This window comes from Pseudoalteromonas sp. Ld19 (assembly GCF_045064135.1).
Taxonomy (GTDB): Bacteria; Pseudomonadota; Gammaproteobacteria; order Enterobacterales; family Alteromonadaceae; genus Pseudoalteromonas; species Pseudoalteromonas aliena.
Window position 1 is genome coordinate 1 of record NZ_JBISHA010000022.1, and the last position, 24654, is coordinate 24654.

25 protein-coding genes and 2 tRNA genes are annotated in these 24654 nt (G+C 40.0%); 7 read left to right on the forward strand and 20 right to left on the reverse strand.

Translation table 11 applies throughout. The features are described 5' to 3' along the window. Positions 1 to 1100 precede the first annotated feature (1100 nt). A tRNA-Leu gene (locus tag ACJJVZ_RS16815) sits at positions 1101 to 1185 on the reverse strand. A 281-nt stretch (positions 1186 to 1466) separates the two neighbouring features. Between ACJJVZ_RS16815 and ACJJVZ_RS16820 the strand changes: the two genes are divergently transcribed. After that, positions 1467 to 1961 carry an RDD family protein gene (locus ACJJVZ_RS16820; protein ID WP_405602112.1) on the forward strand — a complete coding sequence of 165 codons (495 nt, stop codon included), beginning with the start codon at positions 1467 to 1469 and terminating at the stop codon, positions 1959 to 1961. A gap of 97 nt (positions 1962 to 2058) precedes the next feature. Here the strand turns inward: ACJJVZ_RS16820 and lptG are convergent, their stop codons facing one another. Then, on the reverse strand, positions 2059 to 3126 hold the full coding sequence (gene lptG, locus ACJJVZ_RS16825; RefSeq protein ID WP_193154732.1) for an LPS export ABC transporter permease LptG: 1068 nt from the start codon (positions 3124 to 3126) through the stop codon (positions 2059 to 2061). Next, entirely contained in the window at positions 3123 to 4235 is a 1113-nt protein-coding gene (gene lptF / locus ACJJVZ_RS16830; protein WP_193154733.1) for an LPS export ABC transporter permease LptF, read from the reverse strand. Before lptF ends, lptG begins: the two co-directional genes overlap by 4 nt. A gap of 286 nt (positions 4236 to 4521) precedes the next feature. Here lptF and pepA point away from each other — a divergent pair, with 286 nt between their 5' ends. From pepA to ACJJVZ_RS16845, 3 genes are all read left to right on the forward strand, one after another. Further along, positions 4522 to 6033: a leucyl aminopeptidase gene (gene pepA / locus ACJJVZ_RS16835; RefSeq protein ID WP_138585453.1), complete on the forward strand. Its 1512-nt coding sequence runs from the start codon at positions 4522 to 4524 to the stop codon at positions 6031 to 6033. Between the two features lie 158 nt (positions 6034 to 6191). Then, positions 6192 to 6638 carry a DNA polymerase III subunit chi gene (locus tag ACJJVZ_RS16840; protein ID WP_138585454.1) on the forward strand — a complete coding sequence of 149 codons (447 nt, stop codon included), beginning with the start codon at positions 6192 to 6194 and terminating at the stop codon, positions 6636 to 6638. Positions 6639 to 6697: 59 nt separating this feature from the next. Continuing rightward, entirely contained in the window at positions 6698 to 9553 is a 2856-nt protein-coding gene (locus ACJJVZ_RS16845; protein WP_405602116.1) for a valine--tRNA ligase, read from the forward strand. A gap of 113 nt (positions 9554 to 9666) precedes the next feature. On the opposite strand, the gene ACJJVZ_RS16850 is transcribed toward ACJJVZ_RS16845, so the two are convergent. Further along, positions 9667 to 10944: an outer membrane protein transport protein gene (locus tag ACJJVZ_RS16850; protein WP_405602119.1), complete on the reverse strand. Its 1278-nt coding sequence runs from the start codon at positions 10942 to 10944 to the stop codon at positions 9667 to 9669. Between the two features lie 284 nt (positions 10945 to 11228). Between ACJJVZ_RS16850 and ACJJVZ_RS16855 the strand changes: the two genes are divergently transcribed. Next, positions 11229 to 11552, forward strand: coding sequence for a hypothetical protein (locus ACJJVZ_RS16855; RefSeq protein WP_193154741.1), 324 nt, complete (start codon positions 11229 to 11231; stop codon positions 11550 to 11552). Here the strand turns inward: ACJJVZ_RS16855 and ACJJVZ_RS16860 are convergent. Both ACJJVZ_RS16860 and ACJJVZ_RS16865 read right to left on the reverse strand, forming a co-directional pair. After that, positions 11512 to 12741 (reverse strand): HD-GYP domain-containing protein, encoded by a 1230-nt coding sequence (locus ACJJVZ_RS16860; protein WP_273048679.1) that lies wholly within the window; start codon positions 12739 to 12741, stop codon positions 11512 to 11514. The two genes, ACJJVZ_RS16855 and ACJJVZ_RS16860, sit on opposite strands and share 41 nt — an antisense overlap. 172 nt (positions 12742 to 12913) lie before the next feature. After that, positions 12914 to 12988 (reverse strand) — tRNA-Arg (locus ACJJVZ_RS16865). Positions 12989 to 13244: 256 nt separating this feature from the next. Between ACJJVZ_RS16865 and ACJJVZ_RS16870 the strand changes: the two genes are divergently transcribed. Then, positions 13245 to 13427 (forward strand): helix-turn-helix domain-containing protein, encoded by a 183-nt coding sequence (locus ACJJVZ_RS16870; protein ID WP_077537060.1) that lies wholly within the window; start codon positions 13245 to 13247, stop codon positions 13425 to 13427. On the opposite strand, the gene ACJJVZ_RS16875 is transcribed toward ACJJVZ_RS16870, so the two are convergent. From ACJJVZ_RS16875 to ACJJVZ_RS16885, 3 genes are read right to left on the reverse strand one after another with little or no spacing between them, the layout of a single operon-like run. Then, positions 13424 to 14236, reverse strand: coding sequence for a phosphotransferase (locus ACJJVZ_RS16875; protein ID WP_405602122.1), 813 nt, complete (start codon positions 14234 to 14236; stop codon positions 13424 to 13426). The two genes, ACJJVZ_RS16870 and ACJJVZ_RS16875, sit on opposite strands and share 4 nt — an antisense overlap. A gap of 3 nt (positions 14237 to 14239) precedes the next feature. Then, positions 14240 to 14857 (reverse strand): nicotinamide riboside transporter PnuC, encoded by a 618-nt coding sequence (gene pnuC / locus ACJJVZ_RS16880; protein WP_138585458.1) that lies wholly within the window; start codon positions 14855 to 14857, stop codon positions 14240 to 14242. Between the two features lie 39 nt (positions 14858 to 14896). Further along, on the reverse strand, positions 14897 to 15148 hold the full coding sequence (locus ACJJVZ_RS16885) for a hypothetical protein (RefSeq protein WP_138585459.1): 252 nt from the start codon (positions 15146 to 15148) through the stop codon (positions 14897 to 14899). 271 nt (positions 15149 to 15419) lie between these two features. Here ACJJVZ_RS16885 and ACJJVZ_RS16890 point away from each other — a divergent pair, with 271 nt between their 5' ends. Beyond that, entirely contained in the window at positions 15420 to 15659 is a 240-nt protein-coding gene (locus ACJJVZ_RS16890) for a DUF2960 domain-containing protein (protein ID WP_077537056.1), read from the forward strand. Positions 15660 to 15691: 32 nt separating this feature from the next. On the opposite strand, the gene alr is transcribed toward ACJJVZ_RS16890, so the two are convergent. The 11 genes from alr to ubiH all read right to left on the reverse strand — a co-directional run bounded on the left by alr (position 15692) and on the right by ubiH (position 24642). After that, entirely contained in the window at positions 15692 to 16771 is a 1080-nt protein-coding gene (alr, locus tag ACJJVZ_RS16895) for an alanine racemase (protein WP_138585460.1), read from the reverse strand. Next, on the reverse strand, positions 16771 to 18150 hold the full coding sequence (gene dnaB / locus ACJJVZ_RS16900; protein ID WP_077537054.1) for a replicative DNA helicase: 1380 nt from the start codon (positions 18148 to 18150) through the stop codon (positions 16771 to 16773). The genes alr and dnaB overlap by 1 nt, the downstream gene beginning before the upstream one ends. 112 nt (positions 18151 to 18262) lie before the next feature. Then, entirely contained in the window at positions 18263 to 19201 is a 939-nt protein-coding gene (locus ACJJVZ_RS16905; RefSeq protein ID WP_138585461.1) for a DUF4097 family beta strand repeat-containing protein, read from the reverse strand. A gap of 9 nt (positions 19202 to 19210) precedes the next feature. Continuing rightward, a complete protein-coding gene (locus ACJJVZ_RS16910) occupies positions 19211 to 19693 on the reverse strand; it encodes a hypothetical protein (RefSeq protein ID WP_405602127.1) in 483 nt (160 codons plus the stop codon). Further along, positions 19680 to 20228 (reverse strand): RNA polymerase sigma factor, encoded by a 549-nt coding sequence (locus tag ACJJVZ_RS16915; protein WP_193154749.1) that lies wholly within the window; start codon positions 20226 to 20228, stop codon positions 19680 to 19682. Before ACJJVZ_RS16915 ends, ACJJVZ_RS16910 begins: the two co-directional genes overlap by 14 nt. Before the next feature lie 231 nt (positions 20229 to 20459). Next, on the reverse strand, positions 20460 to 20912 hold the full coding sequence (gene rplI, locus ACJJVZ_RS16920; RefSeq protein WP_193154751.1) for a 50S ribosomal protein L9: 453 nt from the start codon (positions 20910 to 20912) through the stop codon (positions 20460 to 20462). Positions 20913 to 20947: 35 nt separating this feature from the next. After that, the gene (rpsR, locus tag ACJJVZ_RS16925; RefSeq protein WP_006793721.1) at positions 20948 to 21175 is read right to left on the reverse strand and encodes a 30S ribosomal protein S18; all 228 of its coding nucleotides are present in this window, start codon (positions 21173 to 21175) and stop codon (positions 20948 to 20950) included. A 12-nt stretch (positions 21176 to 21187) separates the two neighbouring features. Next, on the reverse strand, positions 21188 to 21505 hold the full coding sequence (priB, locus tag ACJJVZ_RS16930; RefSeq protein WP_033015549.1) for a primosomal replication protein N: 318 nt from the start codon (positions 21503 to 21505) through the stop codon (positions 21188 to 21190). A gap of 44 nt (positions 21506 to 21549) precedes the next feature. Then, a complete protein-coding gene (gene rpsF / locus ACJJVZ_RS16935; RefSeq protein ID WP_077537049.1) occupies positions 21550 to 21891 on the reverse strand; it encodes a 30S ribosomal protein S6 in 342 nt (113 codons plus the stop codon). A gap of 400 nt (positions 21892 to 22291) precedes the next feature. After that, on the reverse strand, positions 22292 to 23458 hold the full coding sequence (locus tag ACJJVZ_RS16940; RefSeq protein WP_182703385.1) for an FAD-dependent monooxygenase: 1167 nt from the start codon (positions 23456 to 23458) through the stop codon (positions 22292 to 22294). Further along, the gene (gene ubiH / locus ACJJVZ_RS16945) at positions 23455 to 24642 is read right to left on the reverse strand and encodes a 2-octaprenyl-6-methoxyphenyl hydroxylase (protein WP_405602133.1); all 1188 of its coding nucleotides are present in this window, start codon (positions 24640 to 24642) and stop codon (positions 23455 to 23457) included. Before ubiH ends, ACJJVZ_RS16940 begins: the two co-directional genes overlap by 4 nt. Positions 24643 to 24654: the final 12 nt, after the last annotated feature.

The window sequence follows — 24654 nt, forward strand, 5'->3', positions numbered from 1 at the left end:
GCCTGCCGCCAGCGTTCAATCTGAGCCATGATCAAACTCTTCAATTAAAAAGTTTTATGTCTTTCGACAGCTCAATGAATTCTGAATTTATTTTAATATCTTTCGATATTGAATTGACTGTGCCGAAGCAACTTATAAATAAGTTACTTCTGTTGGTCACTCAGATTTCAATTGAGACTCTAATTTGTTTGCCTTACTTAGCGAACTAAGCTTGGCTGTTAGAACTCAATCTGTACGAGTGCCCACACAGATGATTGCTTTACATTGTTAAAGAACGTTTTGAGTCGCTTTAGCATCTCAAGGGATGCGAATAATACACCCTTTATTTTTCGAGTCAACACTTAGTTTTAAACTTTCTTTTGGAAGATTTAAAACCGAAGTTTTATTTAACTCTCTGAGTAGTTCGTGCCTTGCTATGCTTCGGCGTTTCCCGTCTCAGTGGGGTCGCATTATAGGGAGATTCGAGCGGGGGTCAATGTTTTATTTCAGCTTTTTAACAATTAAATGAATTTAGTATAAAAGCTATACAAATAAGGAGCTAAAAGGAAATTTCAGCTCAAATATCAGGCTAAACATGATGCATCTACTATATATAAGGCGTACTTATAGCCCATAAACCAATTCCACTACTATAATACCTACAAATAATGTAAAGCGGCTTTGTCTAATTTTAAGTGTCCTCACTTTGTTTTATGAAAAATAGCACTCTCGTATTACTAATATAACCTGAACTCTGGATAATAAATCTATCTCGAGCAGCTATTTTCAGCGCTAACTGCGTTGAATTTACTTGCAAAAGGCCCGCTATTGACGCGTAAATTCGCCTTGTTTTCACTGAAAATCTCTGGCTAGAGAAAATGAATTTAAATATCACCATAATTCAATGCGTTAGTGAATCTCTTAACCAGAGATCAGGTTAAATACTATTATTCTATTTGAGTCCATTTAAAAGCAAAGGCTGCTAATATTTAGATGATACGATCGGGGGCAATAATAAAAATGAAAATACCGATAAAAAATCCGTTTATAGTGAGTTAAAAATAAAACCCAAATTTCAGACATAAAAAAACCCCGACCAATTTGGTCGGGGTTATAAAAAGTGGTACCAGCGGGCGGACTCGAACCGCCACTCCTTTCGGAAGGGGATTTTGAATCCCCCATGTCTACCAATTTCATCACGCTGGCATAATTTTTCTTTGAACTTCTAAGTAGTAGAAGATAAAGAAAAACCACTTTAGAGCTAAGGATTATTTATTTGCCTTCGTCTCTATGCTAAGCATTATACAAACAATAAGGTTGGCAGCAAGCGTTTTATCGCATTACGACAATCAACCGCTTAACATTTGAGCAATCATTAACATTTAAAGATAAGCATACGCATAGGTGTTGCTGCAACGTCTATAGATCCTAGTATTTATGAGCTTATTTGCTAAACTAGCGCGCATATTAATAGTGAGAGTGTATTTATGTCAGGTGAGTTTTCTCGTGCAAGTTTTTGGCGGCGTTTTGCGTCTTTGATTTACGACGCTTTAGTTGTAATTTCCTTATCTATGCTTACAGCTATACTTTACTTTGCGGTAATTCAGGGCTTAATTGCATTAGACTTTATTGCTCAGACGGATGATCCTGCTGCTTTTATCCAAGACTCGCCACTGCTATACGGAATTAGAAGTACGCTATTTGTAGGTATTAACGTTTTCTTTTTTGCATATTTTTGGACTAAAAGCGGCCAAACTATTGGAATGCGCGCATGGCGTTTAAAAGTACAAACGCTCGAAGGTAATCTTATTAGCTGGCCTCAAGCAATTGTACGCTGCGTAAGCTCCTTGCTTGGTTTGGGTAATTTAGTCGTGTTAGTTGATTTAAAAAATAAAAAAGCATTACAAGATTATGTATCTAAAACTGAAGTTATTGCATTAACAAAAGAAGAGAACAAACGTGTTTATCGAGAGCTTGATTAATCTCAACAGTGGGGTTAAACAAATATTAAAAAGCGTGACAATTTGATTTGGTCACGCTTTTTTTGTTTAGGCGAAATGCTCTGCTATATATCAAACATTAGACTCGTTTATTCATTAAGTAAGTTGCAAAACCTATAAATATGATACTTGGCAATACGGCCCCCACAAAGGCAGGAATTTGATAAACCATTACCACAGGGCCAAATATTTCATTTGTTAAATGAAATACAATACCAGTTACAACTCCCATAATGATGCGAGCCCCCATGGTAACCGTGCGCAGTGGACCGAATATAAACGACAGTGCTACAAGTAACATTACAGCTATAGATATTGGCTGCATAAGCTTACGCCAAAGCGCTAGTTCATAAGTACTTGTATCTTGCTCATTCTGTTTTAAATAACCTAAATACGACCATAAACCAGAAAACGATAACGATTCAGGTTTTACCGATACAACCCCTAATTTTTCGGCGGTTAATTGTGAAGCGTAAAACTCTTCAGCAACTTGTTCCGTCGTGATCTGTTCATCCGTTATTATCACTTTGTTTATATCACGTAGTAACCAACCTTCATTTCTGCTGACCGCATTTTTAGCTTTTGTTATCTGAGTTAGGTCTAACGACTTATTAAAGTGATACATATGCACACCGTGCAGCATTCCATTTTGGTCAACATCTTCTATATTAATAAAGTTATTACCATCTTTAGCCCATACACCTTTTTGCGCATTAAATACATCACCACCATGAATTGCTTGATTACGCATTTCTTTTGCATGTAACTGTGCTTCGGGAGCGCCCCACTCACCAAGCGCCATCATACAAATAGCCATAAAAACGGCGGTTTTCATAACAGATACAATAATTTGTAAGCGCGACATGCCTGCAGCCTGCATAACTACCAGCTCACTGTTAGAAGCAAGAGCCCCTAGTCCTGTTAAGCCACCTATGAGTGCTGCCATCGGGAAAAAAACAACTAAATCACCAGGAATAGTATACAAGGTGTAAAGCATTGCGGTCATTAAATCATAACTTCCACGCCCTACCGACTTTAGCTGTTCGATGAATTTGATAAGGGTGCTAATACCAGCCAAGACTAATAAAGCAAAGCCTGTTGTTTGTAAAATACTGCGCCCTAAGTACCAATCAAGCGTTTTCATCATGAACCTAGCTCCCGTTTAATTACAACAGCTTTGAGCCAAGCACCAAGTGACCGCCCTTTAATAATTAACAATCCGCCAATGAATAGGGCACTTAAGTGGATCCACCATAAGCCAATTGAGGGAGGGATTTTGCCATCTTCAACAGCAAATTTAGCCGCATTAAGTAAAATAAAATAACCTAAATACAAACCAATAGCAGGCACCAACTTGGCAAACTTACCTTGACGAGGGTTCACCACACTAAGTGGCACAGCTAGCAAAGTGAGCAATGGAATAGAAAGGGGAATAGCTAGTCGCCACTGCCACTGCGCAATCGATTCGGGTGTATTGATTTTGAGTAATTGATTAGTAGGTACTGCTTCTAGCTTACGGCGTTGATGCTCTATTTCTTGCTCGCGAATTTGCACACTGTACCCGTCAAATTCAGTTAAGTTAAGCGCTGGCGTTGAGCCATCAGTTTCGTATCGTTTACCATCAGTAAGTACCAGTTGTTGCTCGCCACTTAATGCCTCGACTACAACACCTTGCTCTGCGTATACTAGGCGCGCTAAGTCGTCTTTTTCGTTATTAGGTAATTGCGCTACAAATACTTTGTTTAATTCTTTACCGCCATTTTCAATGTTGTGAATAAACACCACCGCTTTTTCGTTGCCGGTTTCTTGAAATCGCCCAGCCCTGAGCGCAGACAAACCAGCATCGGCTTTAGCTTGTTCCTTTAATTGATACTCCTGTTCACTTGCCCATGGTGCTATATACATAGTGAGTGCTGCGGCTAAAAATGCCAACCCAGCACTTGATATAAGTGTTACGCGTACAACGTACCACTCACTTACGCCGCAGGCTTTAAGTACTGTCATTTCGCTATCTGCATAAATGCGGCTGTAAGCCAAAATAATGCCTAAAAATATACTCAGCGGAAGTATTAAAGATGCTAATTGCGGTAATTTCAGAGCAATCATCGACAAGACTAATTTTGCGGGGATACTGCCTTCAGAGGCATCACCTAAAATAACAACTAACTTTTGCGACAAAAATATTGTCATTAAAGTTAAAAATACGGCGACCTGCGATTTTAAAACCTCAGCGGTCAAATAACGGAAAATTAGCAATGCTCGCCCCTGTTAAACATGAAATTTCACTACAATAGTGAGTGTTGAATCGTAAAATAGCTATTTTACGCAGTTGATACTGACAAATAGGCTATTATTATAAGCCATCAAAAATAATTATCCTACCTAAGTGCACGATATAATGTTGCATTAGTAGCCCTTAAACATATAAAGTTCAATTACACAGTAAGAGTCTAGCAAAATCGGCTAATATTATAGTTATTAGACTAAAAATCTTTTTTAGCCCCTATTTAATAGCTTAATTGACTCAAAACCAGGAGTAACAATGGAATTTAGCGTAAAAAGTGGTAGCCCAGAAAAACAACGTAGCGCATGTATTGTGGTTGGCGTTTACGAGCCACGTAGGTTATCCCCCATTGGTGAACAACTCGATAAAATCAGTGATGGTTATATCTCAAATTTACTTCGTCGAGGCGATTTAGAAGGTAAACCAGGTCAAGTTTTATTATTGCATCATGTACCTAACGTATTAAGCGAGCGCATACTGCTTGTAGGCTGTGGTAAAGAGCGCGAACTTGACGACAAACAATATAAACAAATTATTTCTAAAACAATAAATACTTTAAATGATACCGGCTCGATGGAAGCGGTATGCTTTTTAACAGAGCAGCATGTTAAAGGTCGCGATACATACTGGAAAGTACGCCAAGCGGTAGAAACTACACAAGATTGTTTATATACGTTTAACCAGTTAAAAAGCAAAAAAGTAGATCCTCGCCGTCCACTTCGTAAAATGGTGTTTAACGTGCCAACGCGTCGCGAACTTACTATTGGTGAAAGTGCGATTGAGCATGGCTTAGCTATTGCTGCAGGTAGCAAGTTATGTAAAGACGTAGCTAACATGCCACCAAACATTTGTAATCCTGCGTATTTAGGCGAGCAAGCACAAGAGCTGGCAAGCAATTTTGACAACATTACTGTTGATCTTATAGGTGAAGAGCAAATGGCAGAACTAGGTATGAACTCATACCTAGCTGTTGGTCGTGGCAGCGTTAACGAATCAGTTATGTCAATTATTAACTATAAAGGCGCAGCCGACGATCAAGCGCCTATTGTTCTTGTTGGTAAGGGTTTAACGTTCGACTCAGGCGGTATTTCATTAAAACCTGGCGAAGGCATGGACGAAATGAAATATGACATGGGTGGCGCTGCAGGTGTTATTGGTGCAATGCGCGCATTAGCACAAATGCAATTACCTATTAATGTGATAGGTATTTTAGCGGGTTGTGAAAACATGCCAGGCCCAAATGCTTATCGTCCTGGTGATATTTTAACAACTATGTCAGGGCAAACGGTTGAAGTGTTAAACACCGATGCCGAAGGCCGTTTAGTGTTATGTGATGCGTTAACGTACGTTGAACGCTTTGACCCAGATACTGTAATTGATGTAGCAACGCTTACAGGTGCATGTATTGTAGCCCTTGGCGCGCATGCAACGGGTTTGCTGTCAAATCATAACCCTCTGGCACACGACTTATTAAAAGCCTCTGAGCAAAGTGGCGACCGTGCGTGGCAGTTACCGCTGTGGGATGATTATCAAGATCAACTAGACAGCCCATTTGCTGACTTTACTAACTTAGGTGGACGCTCTGCAGGCACTATTACTGCGGCATGTTTTTTATCTAAGTTTACTAAAAAGTACAACTGGGCGCATTTAGATGTAGCCGGTACAGCATGGAAAAGTGGTGCTAAAAAAGGTGCTACCGGCCGCCCTGTCCCTATGCTTACTCAGTATTTATTAAATAGAGCAGGTGTGAGCGAAGCCGCTCAAGATTAAAGTGAACATTTAACTTTAAAGCTGTTTATAAGGCGCCGTTTGGCGCCTTATTTATTTGTGTATTAATTGAAGCAAAACGCGTTATATGGCAAAATCTGCCTCTTAATTTATGTGTATCAACTTAGTGCGCATTTAATGTGATGGGAAACCCCGATACAATGAACATGAACGCTAAATTTTTCGTTCTAAAACAGCAAGATGAATCGTTGGCAAAGCCAGGTGATCATTTTGCTTTGGCAGCACAAATTGCAGCCGAACAGTATCGAAATGGTCAACGTGTATTTATTTGTGTAGATAACAACGAGACCGCCTGTGCCATTGATGAAATAATTTGGGCATTCGATCCCGACAGTTTTGTGCCTCACAACCTGCAAGGCGAAGGCCCTAAAGGCGGCGCGCCGGTAGAAATTGGCATCACACCTCCTGTTGGTAATCGTAAAGTTTTAATTAATTTGGCTAATAACTTACCGGATTTTATCCGTCGATTTAACCAAGTTTTTGATTTTGTACCCGTAGAACCCGTTGCTAAGCAAGCTGCTCGCGAGCGCTTTAAAAAGCTGCGCCAACTCGGTGCCAATATCACCACGCAAGATATTAATAACTAAAACACCTTTAGTTAAATAGCTAACCAACTAATTTAAGTACTTATTTAAGGTTCTGTGTAATGGATAAAACCTACAATCCGCAAGATATCGAACAGTCTCTATACCAAGACTGGGAACAAAAAGGCTACTTTAAGCCATCTGGCCAAGGCACCCCATATTCAATTATGATCCCGCCGCCAAATGTTACTGGTAGCTTACACATGGGCCACGCCTTCCAAGATACAATAATGGATACCCTAACGCGTTTTAAACGTATGCAAGGTAACAACACATTATGGCAAGTAGGTACTGACCACGCAGGTATTGCAACGCAAATGTTGGTTGAGCGTAAACTGCATGCTGAAGAAGGTAAAACACGCCACGATTTGGGCCGTGAAGATTTTATTAATAAAATCTGGGAATGGAAAAAAGAATCAGGCGGCACTATCACTAAACAGCTTCGTCGCCTTGGCGCATCGGTTGATTGGGATCGTGAACGTTTTACAATGGATGATGGTTTATCTGAAGCCGTTAAAGAAGTGTTTGTACGCCTCCATAAAGAAAATCTAATTTATCGAGGCAAACGCCTAGTAAACTGGGATCCTAAATTACACACTGCTATTTCTGATCTTGAAGTTGAAAACAAAGATAAACAAGGCCACATGTGGAACTTACGTTACCCACTGGCCGACGGTGTAACAACACAAGACGGTAAAGACTACATTGTAGTAGCAACAACTCGCCCTGAAACTATGCTGGGTGACTCGGGTGTTGCAGTAAACCCAGATGACGAGCGCTATACAGATTTAATCGGTAAAGACATTTTATTGCCCATCGTTAATCGTCGTATTAAAATAGTTGCTGATGAACATGCCGATAAAGACAAAGGCACAGGTTGTGTAAAAATAACGCCAGCGCACGACTTTAACGATAACGAAGTTGGCAAGCGTCATCAAATGCCGATGATCAACATTTTCGATAAAGACGCCGCTATCCTTACTCAAGGTGAAACATACACCTTTGACGGTAAAGAGCTTGAGTTTGACGCGCCAATTCCAGAGCGCTTGCACGGGCTTGATCGCTTTGCTGCACGTAAAGCGATTATCGCAGAATTTGAAGAACTTGGTTTACTTGAAAAAATCGAAGACCATGCGTTAACGGTACCTTACGGTGACCGCTCTGCCGTGGTAATCGAGCCGCTGCTTACCGACCAATGGTATGTACGTGTTGCACCACTTGCTGAACCTGCAAAAGACGCAGTTAAAAATGGCGACATTCAATTTGTACCTAAGCAATACGAAAACATGTACTTCTCGTGGATGAACGACGTACAAGATTGGTGTATTTCACGCCAGCTTTGGTGGGGTCACCGCATCCCAGCTTGGTACGACAGCGAAGGCAACGTATTTGTTGGTCGCGACGAAGCAGAAGTGCGCCGCGACAACAATATCGCAGATGATGTTGCGCTAAGCCAAGACGAAGATGTACTTGATACTTGGTTCTCGTCTGCGCTTTGGACGTTCTCAACGCAAGGTTGGCCAGAAAACACCGATGATTTAAAAACCTTCCACCCGTCTGACGTGTTGGTAACTGGTTTTGATATTATCTTTTTCTGGGTTGCGCGCATGATCATGATGACGCTGCACTTTATAAAAGATGAAAATGGCAAACCACAAGTTCCATTTAAAACCGTGTATGTAACGGGCTTAATACGCGATGACAATGGCGATAAAATGTCTAAGTCAAAAGGTAACGTACTTGACCCTCTAGATATGATTGACGGCATTGAGCTTGAAGACTTAGTACAAAAGCGTACTGGTAACATGATGCAGCCAAAACTTGCTGCAAAAATCGAAAAAGATACCCGTAAAGTATTTGCAAATGGTATTGAAGCTCACGGTACCGATGCACTTCGCTTTACCCTTGCTGCGATGGCATCTACCGGTCGTGATATTAACTGGGACATGAACCGCCTTGAAGGTTACCGTAACTTCTGTAATAAACTATGGAACGCGAGCCGTTACGTATTAATGAATACAGAAGAGCAAGACTGTGGTTTTGCAAAAGATGCACAAAAGGAGTTCTCGTTAGCTGATCGTTGGATTTTAGGCCAATATGAAGCAACAGTTAAAACCTACACTGAGCACCTTGATAACTACCGCTTTGATTTAGCCGCTAATACACTTTACGAATTCACCTGGAACCAGTTCTGTGATTGGTACTTAGAGCTCACTAAACCCGTATTATTTAAAGGCAGTGAAGCACAACAGCGCGGTACACGTAATACGCTAATTACCGTGCTTGAAAGCCTACTGCGCTTAATGCACCCAATGATGCCATACATCACAGAAACAATTTGGCAACGTGTAGCGCCACTTGCAGGCCTTGAAACTAAAGGCACTAGCATTATGGTACAAGGCTTCCCTGTTTATAATGAAGCAAGCGTTGATGCTAAAGCAATGGACGATTTAGAGTGGGTTAAACAATTCATTTTAGCTATTCGTAATATTCGTGGTGAAATGGATATTAGTCCAAGTAAACCACTTAGCGTATTACTTGCTAATGCATCAAGCGACGACATGCGCCGCATTGAAGAAAACAAATCATTTTTAGCATCACTTGCAAAAATTGAAGAGTTTACAATGCTTGAAAATAAAGATGATGCACCTGCATGTGCCACGTCTTATGTTGGCAACCTTGAGATCATGATCCCAATGGCGGGCTTAATTGATGTAGAAGCCGAGCTTTCGCGTATTAATAAGCAACTTGAAAAAGCCGAGAAAGGCTTAGCACAAGTGCAAAACAAACTCGCTAACGAAAAGTTTGTAAACAACGCACCTGAAGCCGTACTTGCTAAAGAAAATGCAAAACTGGCTGAGTTTAGCGATGCTAAAACTAAGCTACTTGCGCAAAAAAGTAAAATAGAAAATTTATAATTTTAGTTATTATGCCTGTTTAGCATTTGTTAAACAGGCATTAAAAAAGCCGCTCACTTATTAAAATGAGCGGCTTTTTTGTGTCCTGTGATTAACCACAAGACACTTCTACATTAAAATTTGTAGTTGTACTGAGCACCAATTAGCACTGCATGACCTTTTGATTCAAAAGACCACTCAGAACCCAGCTTGTCTTCTTCAGTAAAGTTTTGTGTTTTACCACGAAGTACGCTCACACCTAAATCGACATTTGAATTTTGATCGATTGTATAGTTACCACCAAACGAGAACCAAAAACGATCTGTATCTGGAATCGAGATTGATAAGTGTGTTTGTGATACAGGAGACTCATCAAATGCAACACCTGCACGTAGTAATATGTTTTCATTCAACTGGTAGTCCGAGCCAATTGAATAACGCATTGAATCAGAAAAATCTTCTGTTTTTTCAAATGCACTAAACTTATTACCTGTTGGTGATGTTACTTGTGCTTCTAATGAATCAAAGCTACTCCAGCCTGTCCATAATACACTGTAGTGAAGACCTAATTTGTCATCAAGTTGGTGTGAACCAGAAAACTCAGCGATTGCTGGTAGTGTAATTTCAACAGAGCCAGGTAGTACTAACTTTCCATCTAAGCCACCAGGGATAAATGCTGAAGGAAGCTCATTAGAGTAATCACCTTCAAAAGTAATATCTGTTTCTGTCCGGTAGTTAAAACCAAAACGGCTATTTTCATCTAATTGATACATTAAGCCAATATTTAAACCGTAACCCACATCATCACCTTCAAGATTGACAGCATCAGCTGAAGCAGGGATCGGTAATGGAGAAGCACCAAACTTACGAATAATTTTTGCTTCAGCGTAAACGGCGTTTAAGCCAACGCCAAAACTAAACTGTTCACTTACTTTGTAAGCAACGCTGGCATTCATGTTAACAGTTAAAATTTCAGTTTCACCTGCAATTTGGCCTGCAGCATAATCGTTATCAAATTCAGTCGCTAAACCAAAGTTAGAAAAAACACCAAAACCAACAGATACTTTATCGTTAACTGGCATCGTAAAGTAACCAGCAGGAACAATCGCACTTGGCACAATGCTATCTTCATCTAATACACTGGCTTGTAAACCATTGTTTGTACCAGTTCCTTCAAGGCTTACATCAGGGATAACGCCAATCGCTGCAACACTGAATTGCTTGTTTTTGAATAATGTCATTAGCGCTGGGTTACGAGCAACTACAGACGCATCATCTGCAATAGAGGCTTCACCTGCGTATGCACGGCCTAGACCTGATGCATTTTGTTCTGCAAGTTGGAATGCGGCAGCAAATGTATCTGCAGAAACAAATGCCAGCGATACTGCAATTAGAGTTTTAGTAAATTTCATTGTTGTGTCCTTAACCAAACGAACTGTTTGGGTAGCTATGTGTGTTGTTATTAAGATTTAAAACCCGAGTACACTACCTTAATTTTTTGTAAAAAACCCTAGTAACACGTCACAAAACACCAAAAAACATGATTTTTAACGACATTATAACAACTTATTAAAACTCATCGGATGAGAAATATGCTATTAGAGCATAAGCTCTAAATGTAACTAATTATCATTTAGATTGACTTGAAATCTATTGCAATTTACACTTCTTTAAAAATCGCAAAGGAAATAAAATCGTGATCATTTCACTCATTATAGGTGGCCTTGCTTTTTGTGGTGTAAGTGTTTTTTGTTTTTATAAAGCAAATTACTGTGCCTGCACGCGGGCAGGTCAATGTGATAATCCGGTAAATCATTATTGGGTAGGTGCCATGTTTAGCGCATTAATTTCTCTTGCACTGTGCTGCTTAGCGTTACATGTAGAATGGGGAACTTTATTGTGGTTGATACTTATGGGAAGCTGTTTCTTAGGCGCGTTTATTTCAAGTAAACAATATCAATATAAGCAATGTAAAAAGGCTACTCAAGCAAGTGCTCTTTTAACAAACGAGATAAATTAATTTTATAGTCTAATGGTTTAACACTGGCTAAAATTTTAAGATCTTGAGTGTTATCACTTAAATCAATATCTTTAGGAGTAACATGATGATTATGCTTTGCATTGTAAAACAGTTTCACCTTCGGCTTAATTGGGTTCGATTTATTACCCTCTAACACCAACGCCAATCGTTCATTTGTAAGCTTTACAATAGTACCCACTGGATGCACACCTAGGCACTTAATAAAGTGCTGCACTAATTCGGCATCAAACATCTGCTTGTTAGCCAGCAGATAGCGCAGAGCATTAATTGGTTCATCCCCGTCTTGATGATGTCGATCGGCAGTCATCGCATCATACACATCAACAATCGCCATAATACGCGCAGGACGACTTAGGTTTTCAGCTTTAATAGCACGAGGATAACCAGACCCATCTAAACGCTCATGGTGATTTATTATCATATCAAGCATCAGTGGTGTTATTCCTTTAACTCCCTTAACTAAACCTAGGCTTTGTGAAACATGCTTTTTAATTACTGTAAGCTCATTTTTTGTAACTGGAGTTGGTTTTGAAAATATACCTTGAGGTAATTTAGCATGACCCAAATCGTGCAATAATGCCCCCATTGCAAATTCTTGCACTAACGACTCTTCATACCCTAAATACTTTGCAAATACAGCCGTAAAAATAGCGCAGTTGATCATGTGTCGCCAGTTGTAGCTATGCTTATCTTTAATACGTGTAAGAATAGTCATAGCATTTGGATTACGAAAAACTGAGGCAACTATTTCTGTTACTATTTCATCGAGCATATTCAAGTTAAGTGTTAAACCAGAGGTTAAATCCCCATACAAAGCTTGTAGCTTTCTATTATGTTGATCGTAATTAACACTTGCCTTAGCAAACTCTTGTTTTACGGTTACGCCCGACTGTAAATTATCAGCCTCCTCTACCTCTTTCGCCTTTTTACTTTCAACAACTTTAGGCTCTACTTTCGGCTTGTATTTAACGGGTATTGCTGCATCGCCTTTCTCAAAGTCGATAATGAGTTCTAAGACCCCTTCAGCCACCAAGCGATCAATAATAGAGCGACTTCGCACTAATCCACTTGTCTTAATTTTTATGCTATCAATCCCTTCATGTTGCTTTGCAACACTATCAACATACATGCCGGGAGTAATCTCTGATATGGGTAAGGTGATCAGCATAAAAGTGGGGGTTTCTAAATTTAAGGAATATGCACCTTAAATATCATTATTTAACCCTAAAAGTCTACTCTTTGAGTTATTCTCAATAACATATGACTAAAAAGGATTATTAATATGACGAGTATTTTAAATAAGATCTTGGAAATATAATTGGCAAGGGATACAAAGCAAATGGCGCTCTCGGTAGGGATCGAACCTACAACTCAGCCTCCGGAGGGCCACGTGATATCCATTTCACCACGAGAGCACATTTGTTGCCGCCACACCAACTCGCGATATCAGTGCTTTAGCATGCATAATGATAAAGATATCTTCCGCTAAATACTAGTGTATTTAACTTTAATGCTCACAAATCAAACTATTATAAATAAAATACTTAATAAAGAGGCAAAAACGCGCTATTTTATTATAATATTATAATATTATAAAAAAACAGTAACGACTTAGTAACAAATTCACTATGATATACAACTAGGTTCTAAAATTAAGACGAGGAAGTAATTATGAGTTTAATGTCAACTGAGCAAGTTGCAGAGTTTTTAGGTGTAAAAGTAGAGCGAGTAAAACGCCTTACTCGAGAAAGTTTATTAATTGCTAAATCACAAGATGAAGACGGTGAACCGCAATTTGACGCAAACGAAGTTGCGAAGTATAAAGAATTAGCAGCACGTTTTGGCGGTCTTTAAAACACCATAAGTGTTGTTATTTTATTTAGCTGCGCGCGTAACTCAACCGACTTGTTTTTTGTAGCGCGCTGCTCATACCATCCTATGCACAACACTAAATACAATAACTTATAGCAATTAAGTTTATCGATTGATTGAGTGAATTTATTTTTCCTCACGGTGCAATTTTCGTAATCAGCTAATAACACACGTTCATTCTGCTCACTTAAATTAAAACTAATGGCAAGTGATGCCAGATCGAAATATACATCGTTAGTTTTTGCGTATTCAAAATCAATTAAATACATGCCAGAAGCACTAACAATGATATTCTCTTTAACTAAATCATTATGACAAAACCCTTCATTAAACGGCATGTCAGAAATTACCTTAAGCGTCTTTTCTATTTGCGATTGATATTGTTTGTAAATCGTACTGCGTTGATAAAAAAGTAACTCTTGGGCTATATTCATTAGCGGGGTTTTAACGCAATAGGCATGAACTTGAGCTAGTTTATTAATTAAACTATGCGCAACACTCGTACGTGATTGAGCTGTATCACCTTCTATGTAATCAAACGCAGCGCACTGGTTTGCCTTATCGAGCCAAAGAGGTGCAGGGCATATATTAAACTCACTTAAAAAACGCTGTGCTTCAAGCCCTATGGCTGGCCAATGGCTTTTATAACACTTTAATAAATACCCTTGTTGCTTGGTACGTATTAAAAAATTATCGTTGCTAAAGCCATTCAGCAATCGCTCACTTGAAATAACGCTTGCAGGCTCTATAAACGCACTACACATTTTTACTAACTGATGATGCTCAATCATTGATTAAAGCTGTGCTAAAGGCTTTGCTTGGCTCTGCTCATACTCTTCATACCAAGTCTTAAAGCCCCATGCAGCCATAATGGTATAGAATATAAAGAGCGCAAGTGTTGGGTAATAGCCTTTTTCATAATACAAGTACATAGAAGCGGCATCAATTACAATCCAGTACAGCCAGTTTTCTAGCACTTTTTTAGCCACTAAGTAAGTAGTAACTACTGCAAAACACGTTGTAAAACTATCAAGATAGGCAAAGTCGGCATGAGTATAGTTTTGCATTATGTAGCCAATTACAATTGCGGCCACGGTTGTTGAGCTAATTAGAACAGCATGGCGATTTATCGACCATGATGTAATATTTAGATTTTCGGCTTTGCCTCTTCGCCACACAATCCAGCCAAATACAGCCATGTACATATAGTAAAAATTAAGTAGCGACTCCATTAATAGCGCGCCATTCCAGTACATAATAGTATAAATAAGTGTGCTAAAAAATGCAGCTGGCCAGCACCACAGGCTTTCTTTTATTGCCAGTAGTAAATAGGCTATCGATAGCCCTACCGCAATATATTCCCAGTGCGACATTGCTGTAAAACCACTCAAGGTTTGTGTTAAAAAATCCATAGTGTGCAGTTACCGTTTAATTGTGCCATTTGTTATAAATTATTCAGGCGATAAATCGCCAGAAAGAAACTTGCATACAAAAATAGCTTTACCAAACTCTTCATACGAGCGCTTAATTTCGGTGCTAAGTACTTGCATTACTAAATCGTAATCACCAAAAACTTGAGTCGAGAGTGTATTTGTGATCACTTTTAAATCATCATATTCGTTTAATCGGTCAATAAAGCCTTTAATAAACGGAATGTAATCTTGATGGAGTGGGTATTTGCTGATCTCTACTGATAATTTCATTTTTGACTCTTTATTTTAATTACCAATTGCATTAAATTAGTGGTCTATTATAGCGATAAGAAAATAGCACAATAACAAGGCTAAAATTATGATACATAGTTGTTCTATATAAATAATTTTTAACGTCGTTAGTGAGTTATTTAATTCGCTAGAATGATCATGTTTTTAATAAAATTGGTATTATTACCGATTACAATACGTCATTCAATGCTAGAGCCGTTATTAAATACAGTGTAAAATCGCTGTAACACTCAATTGAAATGAGCTTAATATGGCACGTAGAATAACCTATAAATTTAAAAACGAACCGCGCGAAATTAATTTCGCTAAAGATAAATACCATGACATGTATGAAGCAATTGCTGCTGCCGAAGGTATTGATCTGACTAGTTACTTGAGCATGGTACAGCAAATAGAAATGACCTCAAAAGGGTCTGCTTCTGTGCGTAACTTTCGCGACCAGGAATTTGCCCGCATGGGCTTTAGCGATATTTACTTTATAAAAGAGTAAATATCGTAATACAACTAACTTAGTTAGCTGTATTAACGCTGATACTCATAGCTTACGCGCGGTGTAATATTACATAATAGCTCGTAAGGGATAGTATCAGCGCACATTGCTATTTCTTCTACCGGTAGCTCTGGGCCCCACATAGTGACTCTGTCGCCTACTTTAATATTGTGCTCATTAGCACCTATATCTACGCTAATCATGTCCATAGCTACACTTCCCACAATGCCATAACGTTGCTTACCTATTATAACTGGCGTGCCCTCTTTAGCATGCCGTGGATAACCATCACCATAGCCCATAGCAACAACGGCTAACTTAGTTGGTTTATCGCTTTTCCAACGCCCACCATACCCTACTGCTTCATTGGCTGGTACATTGCGCACGGCAATTACACGCGTAGTTAAGCGCATAACTGGTTTTAATTTATGTTGTGCACCAATACTATTTGCCATTGGCGATACGCCATACAGCATAAGCCCAGGACGTACCCAATCACCATGGCCGCTTGGCCATGCAATAATACCGGCAGAGTTTGATAAACAATGCGCTTGGTCAATGCCATTCACTAAATTATCAAACGAGGTGATTTGTTGAACCGTTTTCGCATTATCAACATCATCAGCACACGAAAAGTGAGTCATTAAATTAACCGTATTTTTAGCATTAGGTGTTTTTTGAAGACGGCTATAAAATTCATCAAATTGCTCTGGCGCAATACCTAATCGATGCATACCTGTATTTACTTTTAACCAGCATGTTATTGGTGCATCAAGCTTTGCTTTTTCAAGCGCGGCTAATTGGTATTCATCGTGAATAATAGTTTGAAAGTTGTTGGCGAGCAAAATAGGTAAATCGGCTTTGTTAAAAAAGCCTTCTAGTAAAACTATTGGTTTTGTTAAGCCCCCAGCTCGCAGAGCTAACGCTTCATCTATCCGCGCCACAGCAAATGCATCAGCATTATTTAAATGCTGCGCAATCGTTACTAAACCATGCCCGTAAGCGTTTGCTTTTAGCACCGCCATCACTTTGCTGTTAGGTGCAAAACACTTAACTTGCGCTAAATTATGCGCAAGTGCAGCTAAATTAATTTCAGCAGTGGCTAAGCGCATTAGTAATCGTCATCTACCGCTGGTCCCGCATAGTTATCAAAGCGAGAAAATTGACCTTGGAATGTTAAACGCACTTTACCAATTGGCCCATTACGTTGTTTACCTATGATAATTTCAGCAATACCTTTGTCGGTACTATCTTCGTTATAAACTTCGTCACGGTAAATAAACATAATTAAATCGGCATCTTGCTCTATTGACCCTGACTCACGTAAATCTGAGTTAATTGGGCGTTTATCGGCACGTTGCTCAAGCGTTCGGTTAAGCTGCGAAAGCGCGACAACCGGACATTTTAGCTCTTTTGCTAATGCTTTAAGTGAACGCGAAATTTCTGCAATTTCAAGCGTTCGGTTATCAGCAAGGCTTGGTACACGCATTAGCTGCAAGTAATCGACCATGATCATACTAATGCCGCCGTGGTCGCGGGCGATACGCCTTGCACGTGAACGTACATCGGTAGGTGTTAAGCCCGACGCATCATCAACATACATTTTGCCTTTTTCCATCAACAAACCCATGGTTGATGAAAGTCGCGCCCAATCGTCATCATCTAATTGACCTGTACGCACTTTAGTTTGGTTAATACGGCCAAGAGACGCTAACATCCTCATCATAATTTGTTCTGACGGCATCTCTAGCGAGTAAATTAGTACTGGTTTGTCTTGAGTCATCGCGGCATGTTCCGCAAGGTTCATCGCAAAAGTGGTTTTACCCATTGAAGGACGCGCTGCAACAATAATTAAATCGGATGGCTGTAAGCCCGTCGTCATTTTATCAAGATCGGCATACCCAGTACTGACTCCCGTAACACCATCCTGTGGAGATTGATAAAGCTCTTCTATTTTATCAACGGTTTTTTCAAGGATGTTATGAATACTTTGTGGGCCTTCCGTACTTTTTGTACGTTGTTCAGCTATTTTGAATACTTTGCTTTCAGCAAAATCAAGTAAATCGTGACTAGTACGCCCTTCTGTATTAAAACCCGCCTCTGCGATCTCGTTCGCCACGCCAATCATTTCACGTACAACAGCACGCTCACGTACAATGCTCGCGTAGGCGTCAATATTCGCAGCACTTGGCGTGTTTTTAGCAATTTCGGCTAAGTAAGCAAAACCACCAATGCCTGCCAATTTATTATTTTTTTCTAAACTTTCAGAAATAGTGATTAAATCGATTGGATCGCCAATCTCAGCAAGCGCCGTCATCGCCTCAAAAATTAACTTATGCGTGCGGGTATAAAAATCCTGTGATACAACAAGCTCAGCTACGCGATCAAAAGCTTGATTATCAAGCATTAGGCCACCTAAAACAGATTGTTCAGCTTCTATTGAATGGGGAGGAACTTTAAGAGTGTCGACTTGCTTATCTGGTTTGGCCATAACTTCACGGTACTAAAATTGAATGGCTCTATTCTATCGACTTGCAGAGGCTGTGCAAATAGAAAAGCAGGAAATCTTTTCCTGCTTTTTGTAATCTAGAAGGGAATAAGTGTTATTTCTTTCTAAGTTCGATTCGTCCGCTAATCGTATCCATTTCAACGTTAGCATTACCACCATTAATGCTAAATTCTAAATCGCTAGCAGGCCCATATTTAGCTTTTTGAACTTTATCACCGCTGAGCTCATTTATTATTTTGCCATTGGCATGAGCTTCAATTTCAAACTTAGCCGATACATCAGCAGGAAAGAAAAATTCCGCGTCGCCACTTACCGATTCAAAACGAACATCGCCCCCTTTTAAAAGCTCTTTAATGCGCACTTCAGCTTCACCATTTACGGTATTAATACGTAAATTTTTAATACTCGATAGAGTAAATTTTATATCACCATTTACGTTTTCAAGACGTACATCAGTTGCAATTGAGTTTGATTTAATATCGCCATTTACAGCGCTAAAACGTAATTCCCCGCTTGACTGTTTATCATTAATTTCGCCATTTACAGTTTCAAATTGAATATTACCACTGAGGTTTTGTGCGTTTACATCACCATTAACACTAGTGAGTTTAATGTTACCGGCTAAATCGCTTGCTGTTATTTCGCCATTAACTACATCGACCTCAGTGCCGTTGTGTAGCTCTTTTGCAGTGACAGATACATTCACACCTGCAAACTCAAGCGCGCTGCTTTTCGGCATAAAAATAGTCAGTTTTGAACCACCGTCATTGTTATCCCAACTTGTTGTATGCGGCATTTTTACAATAAACTGAGTTTTGTTGCCACTCGTTTTAAGCTCATACCCCTGTGCTTTATCATCAAGCACGCCAGATACTTTAAATTCGTTTTTATCCCAACCAGTTATACTTATATCACCACGTTGGTTTTCAATAAAAATAAGACCTTTATTTGGCACCTCCATTTGCTTATCTATTTTTTCACCGGCAAATGCTACAAGTGGTAATAAGCTCAATCCTAATAAAATCGCTTTCATGTTGTTCTCCTAAATATGCTGCCAATGTGGTGCATGCACTTTGTTAATTAAACTAAGTTGTTGTTGATATATTTGCGCTAACATTGTTAGTAGCGCTCGATTTTGTGGTTCATTTTTAAGCGCTTCCTTTATTGCCTGCTCTGCCTCTTCTAGTTCTTGCAATTGCGCCTGCCAATTGGTGGTTAGTGCCTCTTGGTTTTTATATTGCACAAGTAAGCTTTGCTTTTGCTGTGTAAAGTAATCACTCATCACCATGACTGGCTGTCGCTCTGAGTTTATAACAAACATGTTTAGTGCTATTAACCCAGCAATCGAACATGCAGCTATTGCAGTTAGCTTTGGCCAAACTCTAGTATTTTTTTGTATAGACTTGTTATCAACAATCGCTCGCTCAATCCCCGTCCACAAGTTTTTGCGAGGCGCGATATTTTTATCAAGGGTGTTTAATGACTTGTTTAAATAGTCGTCAAAATTTGGTTTATTCATTTTCATACCACTCTTGTAATAACTGCCTAGCTCGATGATATTGCGATTTACTTGAACCAACGGCCATGCCTAATTGTTCGGCTATTTCTTCGTGCCTATAACCTTCAATTGCAAACAACACAAATACCATGCGTGCGCGCTCAGGAAGCCTTACTATTAACTTATCGAGACCATTTAAGCCTTTGCAGTCGTTAGCCGACTGCTCATCCATACCGCTGTGCTCAATACTTACTACTTTTTGTAACCAGTTTTTTTGCTTGCGTACATAACTAATCGCCACGTTACTGGCAACACTGTAAAGCCAAGTAGAAAACTGCGATCGCCCATCAAACTGCGCTATTTTGTACCATACATGCACAAAAACTTCTTGGGCTGCATCTTCAGCATGTGCTTCATCGGCCAATAAACGCAAACATAAACCGTAAACACGTTTTATATGCAGCTCATATAACGCTTTGTATGCGCTCTGGTCGCCCGACTTAACTCGCTCAATTAATGCAGCTTCGCACAATGGCGCTTGTTCGGGTTTAACGTGTAGCATCCTTGATCTAGCCTTTTAATTATTATTGTTGAGTTGCTATTTAAGTGTATTGATAAGTTAGACGTAATGACAGTTAGAAAAGGTTTAGATGAAATGAAAAAATAAATGCAGCAAAATGAGGTTTATAAAAGATTTTATTTAACTGTCTCCTTAACTAATAACTAAAGTTTGCTAAATTACGGACACAAAAAAGCCGCGCTAATAGCACGGCTTTTGTCGCTTAATTGAAAATTAAGCTTCAGCGATTACGATTACTTTGATAGTAGCCGTTACGTCTGAGTGAACTGAAATTGATACGTCAAATTCACCAGTCTCACGGATAGTACCTAGAGGCAAACGAACTTCTGACTTAGCAACTTCAACACCAACAGCTGAGATAGCGTCAGCGATGTCACGAGTACCGATTGAACCGAATAACTTACCTTCGTCACCAGCTTTAGATACTAATGTAACTTCTGCTAATGCTTCTAGTTTTTCAGCGCGTGCTTGTGCAGCAACTAACTGGTCAGCGATTTTCGCTTCAAGTTCTGCGCGACGAGCGTCAAACGTTTCAATGTTAGCTTTAGTCGCAGGAACTGCCTTACCTTGAGGGAAAAGGAAGTTACGTGCGAAACCAGATTTAACTACAACCTGTTCACCTAGGCTACCTAGGTTAGCGATCTTATCTAGTAGAATAACTTGCATGTTTCTACACCTTTTAAAAACTGTTAATCCGCTGCTTACTTATGTAAGTCAGTGTATGGAAGAAGGGCTAAGTAGCGAGCACGCTTAATAGCAGTTGCTAGCTGGCGCTGAAATTTAGCGCTAGTACCTGTAATACGGCTAGGTACGATTTTGCCACTTTCTGTAACATAGTTTCTAAGAGTAGCTAGATCTTTGTAATCGATTTGTTGTACGCCTTCCGCTTTAAAGCGGCAGAACTTACGACGTCTGAAATAACGTGCCATGAGATTAATTCCTCAAATAATTCTTTCTATATGCTGAGCATGCAAAACCAATTGGCTAAGGCCGTTACGACCTTCGTGGCGATTTAAAAAACCACTCACTTGCAATGCCTGCCCAACGTGCAAATGTTGAGTCTGTTGTTGCATTTGCTTTCCACTGGCAACTACCTGAAGCCTCACGTAACTATTACGGTTAAGGTCTGCTTCGGTTTGCATTGATTTATGTTCTACAACAAAAATACAATGCGGGATGCCAGCAGGGCTTTGGCTAAACTTGGGAGTTTTACAAACTACCCCAGATATAACCAGCTGATTCATAAAAGGGCTAACCATTTATATTTACCGCCAGTTAAACGCCATGCTAGGACTCAAAACAATTAAGCAGCTGGTGCTTCTTTCTTCTCTTCTCTTGCAAGAGGAGACGCTTCAGTTACAGCAGTTTTAGTGCGGATAACTAAGTTACGAAGCACTGCATCGTTGTAGCGGAAAGTAGTTTCTAGCTCGCTGATTACTTCAGTAGGTGCTTCAACGTTCATAAGAACATAATGAGCTTTATGAAGCTTGTTAATTGGGTAAGCCAATTGACGACGGCCCCAATCTTCAAGACGGTGAATAACACCATTTGCTTCAGTGATAGAACCAGTATAACGTTCGATCATACCAGCAACTTGCTCACTCTGATCTGGGTGAACCATGAATACGATTTCGTAATGACGCATGGATATTCCTTACGGTTAATAGAGCCTTCTACCGTTTCGGCCGGTCGGTTTAAGGCAAGGAATTAATAGTTTAAAAGCCGAAATGAGCGCGCATTTTACGCTTAGTCGGATAATTAAGCAAGTAGGTTTTTAACGCTTTAATAGATAAGTTTGTAAAGGTAATTATTACAAGCTTCGCTCGCCGCGCTAGCAAGCTATACGCCTACAGTAAAAGTTAGGCACAGAGTGTAATATTTCTTGTAGACGCCGAGCTTGCTCGCGTGAAAAGCGCAGCTTTTAATGTATTAAAAAATCACTTTAAAACAAAAACCAGATGTTTAAATTAAACCTCGGGTTTTATTGAAAGCGAATAACTAACAGCTTTTTTCGTGAGATTTTATTTTACTCAACTCAACCTACTTTATTTCCCTATTGCTTCTTTAGCGAACAGGTGCTTGATTGGCCCAAGATTATCAACTAACGATAGCCCTACTCCACGAATAAGCTTTTTAAACGGGTTTGCACCTTCAAATAGCTCTTTTAGCCCTTGCATCATAGCTATATGCTTTTGTGCATCGAGCTTACGGGTACGCTCGTAATCGCGAAGTGTGCGCGTGCTAGCAAATTCTTTATTATTACTTGTTAAAAGCTCAATTAAATAAGCGGCATCTTTTAGGCCTAGGTTCATACCAAGCCCTGCTAATGGGTGAATCGTGTGTGCAGCATCGCCAATGAGTACCACTTTGCCTGAAACCCATTGCTGGGCGTAGCGCATTTTAAGTGGGAAAGCAGCGCGCTTACTTTGCACTTCACACAGCCCGTATTGACCATCTATTGCAGCCATTACCGCTTTATTAAAGCTGTTATCGTCCATTGCAAGCAGTTCATCGCAATGATTTGGGCTGGTAGACCACACTATGGAATGCGTGTTGGCATCGCTTAACGGTAAAAATGCCAGTGGCCCGGTTGGTAAGAATACTTGGCGGGCGGTATTTGCATGTGGCTCTTTGGTTTTTACAGTCGCCACAAGTGCATGATGGTCGTAATCTTTAAAGCTCAGCGCCATATTAAATTGTTTACGAATAGCTGAGTTTGCACCATCAGCGGCCACCAGCAGTTTTGCAATAATTGGCTCCCCGCTTTTAAGCGTTATAAATACATCAGATTCGCTTTGATGTATTTGCTGATACTGTGTATCAAACATTAGTGTGGCACTACTTTGTTGCTCTAACTCTTTTATAAGCGCGTAGCGGATAATGTCGTTTTCAACAATATGACCTAAATGTTCAAGCTCAAGTTGTTCGTTATTAAATGCTATTTTGCCAAAGCTGTCGGCATCACGTACGTCCATATGCGTATAAGCGCACGCTCGCTGTGCGATAATTTCGGGCCATACGTTTAATTGTTCAAGCAAGGTTTGACTCGCAATGCTTAGCGCACTTACACGCAAACCATATTCGTCACAAGGTAGTGCTTGAGTTGGCGCACCATCTAGCACAACCACGCTAATATTAGCTTTTGTCAATCCAAGTGCCAATGTTAGCCCTACGCAGCCACCACCTACAATACAAACCTGTGCTTGTTTCATAAACGCCTACCTTGTTTAACTTGCCCCATTAACTGTTTAGCTAATGGCGCTTTTAATGCGGGAAATAAATCCATCGAAAACAACCCAATGCTGCGCCCAAATGCAAACACTCGCGATGAGTTTGAAAAAAGCCTAACCAGTGCATCGGTTAAAGTCATTACGGTTTTAATATCATCGCGACGTCTTTGTGAGTATTCACGGGTAAACGCATAGCAGCCTAAATCGTGCTGGCTATTTGCTATTAAGTCACTCAGTACTTGTACGTCGCGAAGGCCTAAATTAAAACCCTGCCCTGCAATAGGATGAATTGCATGTGCAGCATTACCAATTACCACAGTGCGGTGAGCAATTAAGGATTCTACTTGCCCATAAACGAGCGGATAACTTGCGCGCATGCCTACTTTTGTAAATTGCCCGCCGCGATAACCAAACGCACCTTGCAAGGCACTTAAAAAGTTTTCCTCACTAAGTGCCATGTGCTGTTCAATCTTTTCTTGGCACATACACCAGACTAACGAATAACGATTATTACTCATGGGCAATAACGCCATCGGGCCATTTTGTGTAAAGCGTTCAAAAGCATGATTATTATGCCCATCAGCTACTTCTAGGTTGGCAATAATTGCGCCTTGCTCATAAGGCTGAGTATTAAAAGCAAGCCCGAGTAAGTTACGTGTTGGTGATTGTGCGCCATCAGCAATAACTAATAACGTTGCACTTAATTGCTCGCCGCTTTGTAGGGTGAGTGTATTGCTATGCAATGTTTGCTCAATGGCAGTTACGCTATCGGGGCAGTAAAGCGCAATGTTTGACTGCGTTAAACGCAGGTGAAGCGCTCGGCCAAATGGATTAACTTCTACCACGTAACCAAGTGAAGCCTTAGCAAACTCATCGCAATTAATGTGCGCTTTGCCAAAGTGCCCCCGATCAGACACGCTCACTTTTTTTATTGCTGCAGTGTAAGGCGCGTTTTGCTCAAATAAATTGAGGCTTTGTAGGTACTCTACCGATTGCTGAGCAAGTGCAATGCTTCTGTCGTCAAAGCTTGGATGATATTCGCCAGTTACTTGATTAGCTTCCACAACAGCAATACTTAAAGCGGGGTTAGTTTTAGCCACACTTAACGCGCAGCTCGCTCCTGCTAAACCACCGCCAATAACAACTACATCAAACTGCTTAGCCACAATATTCTCCGA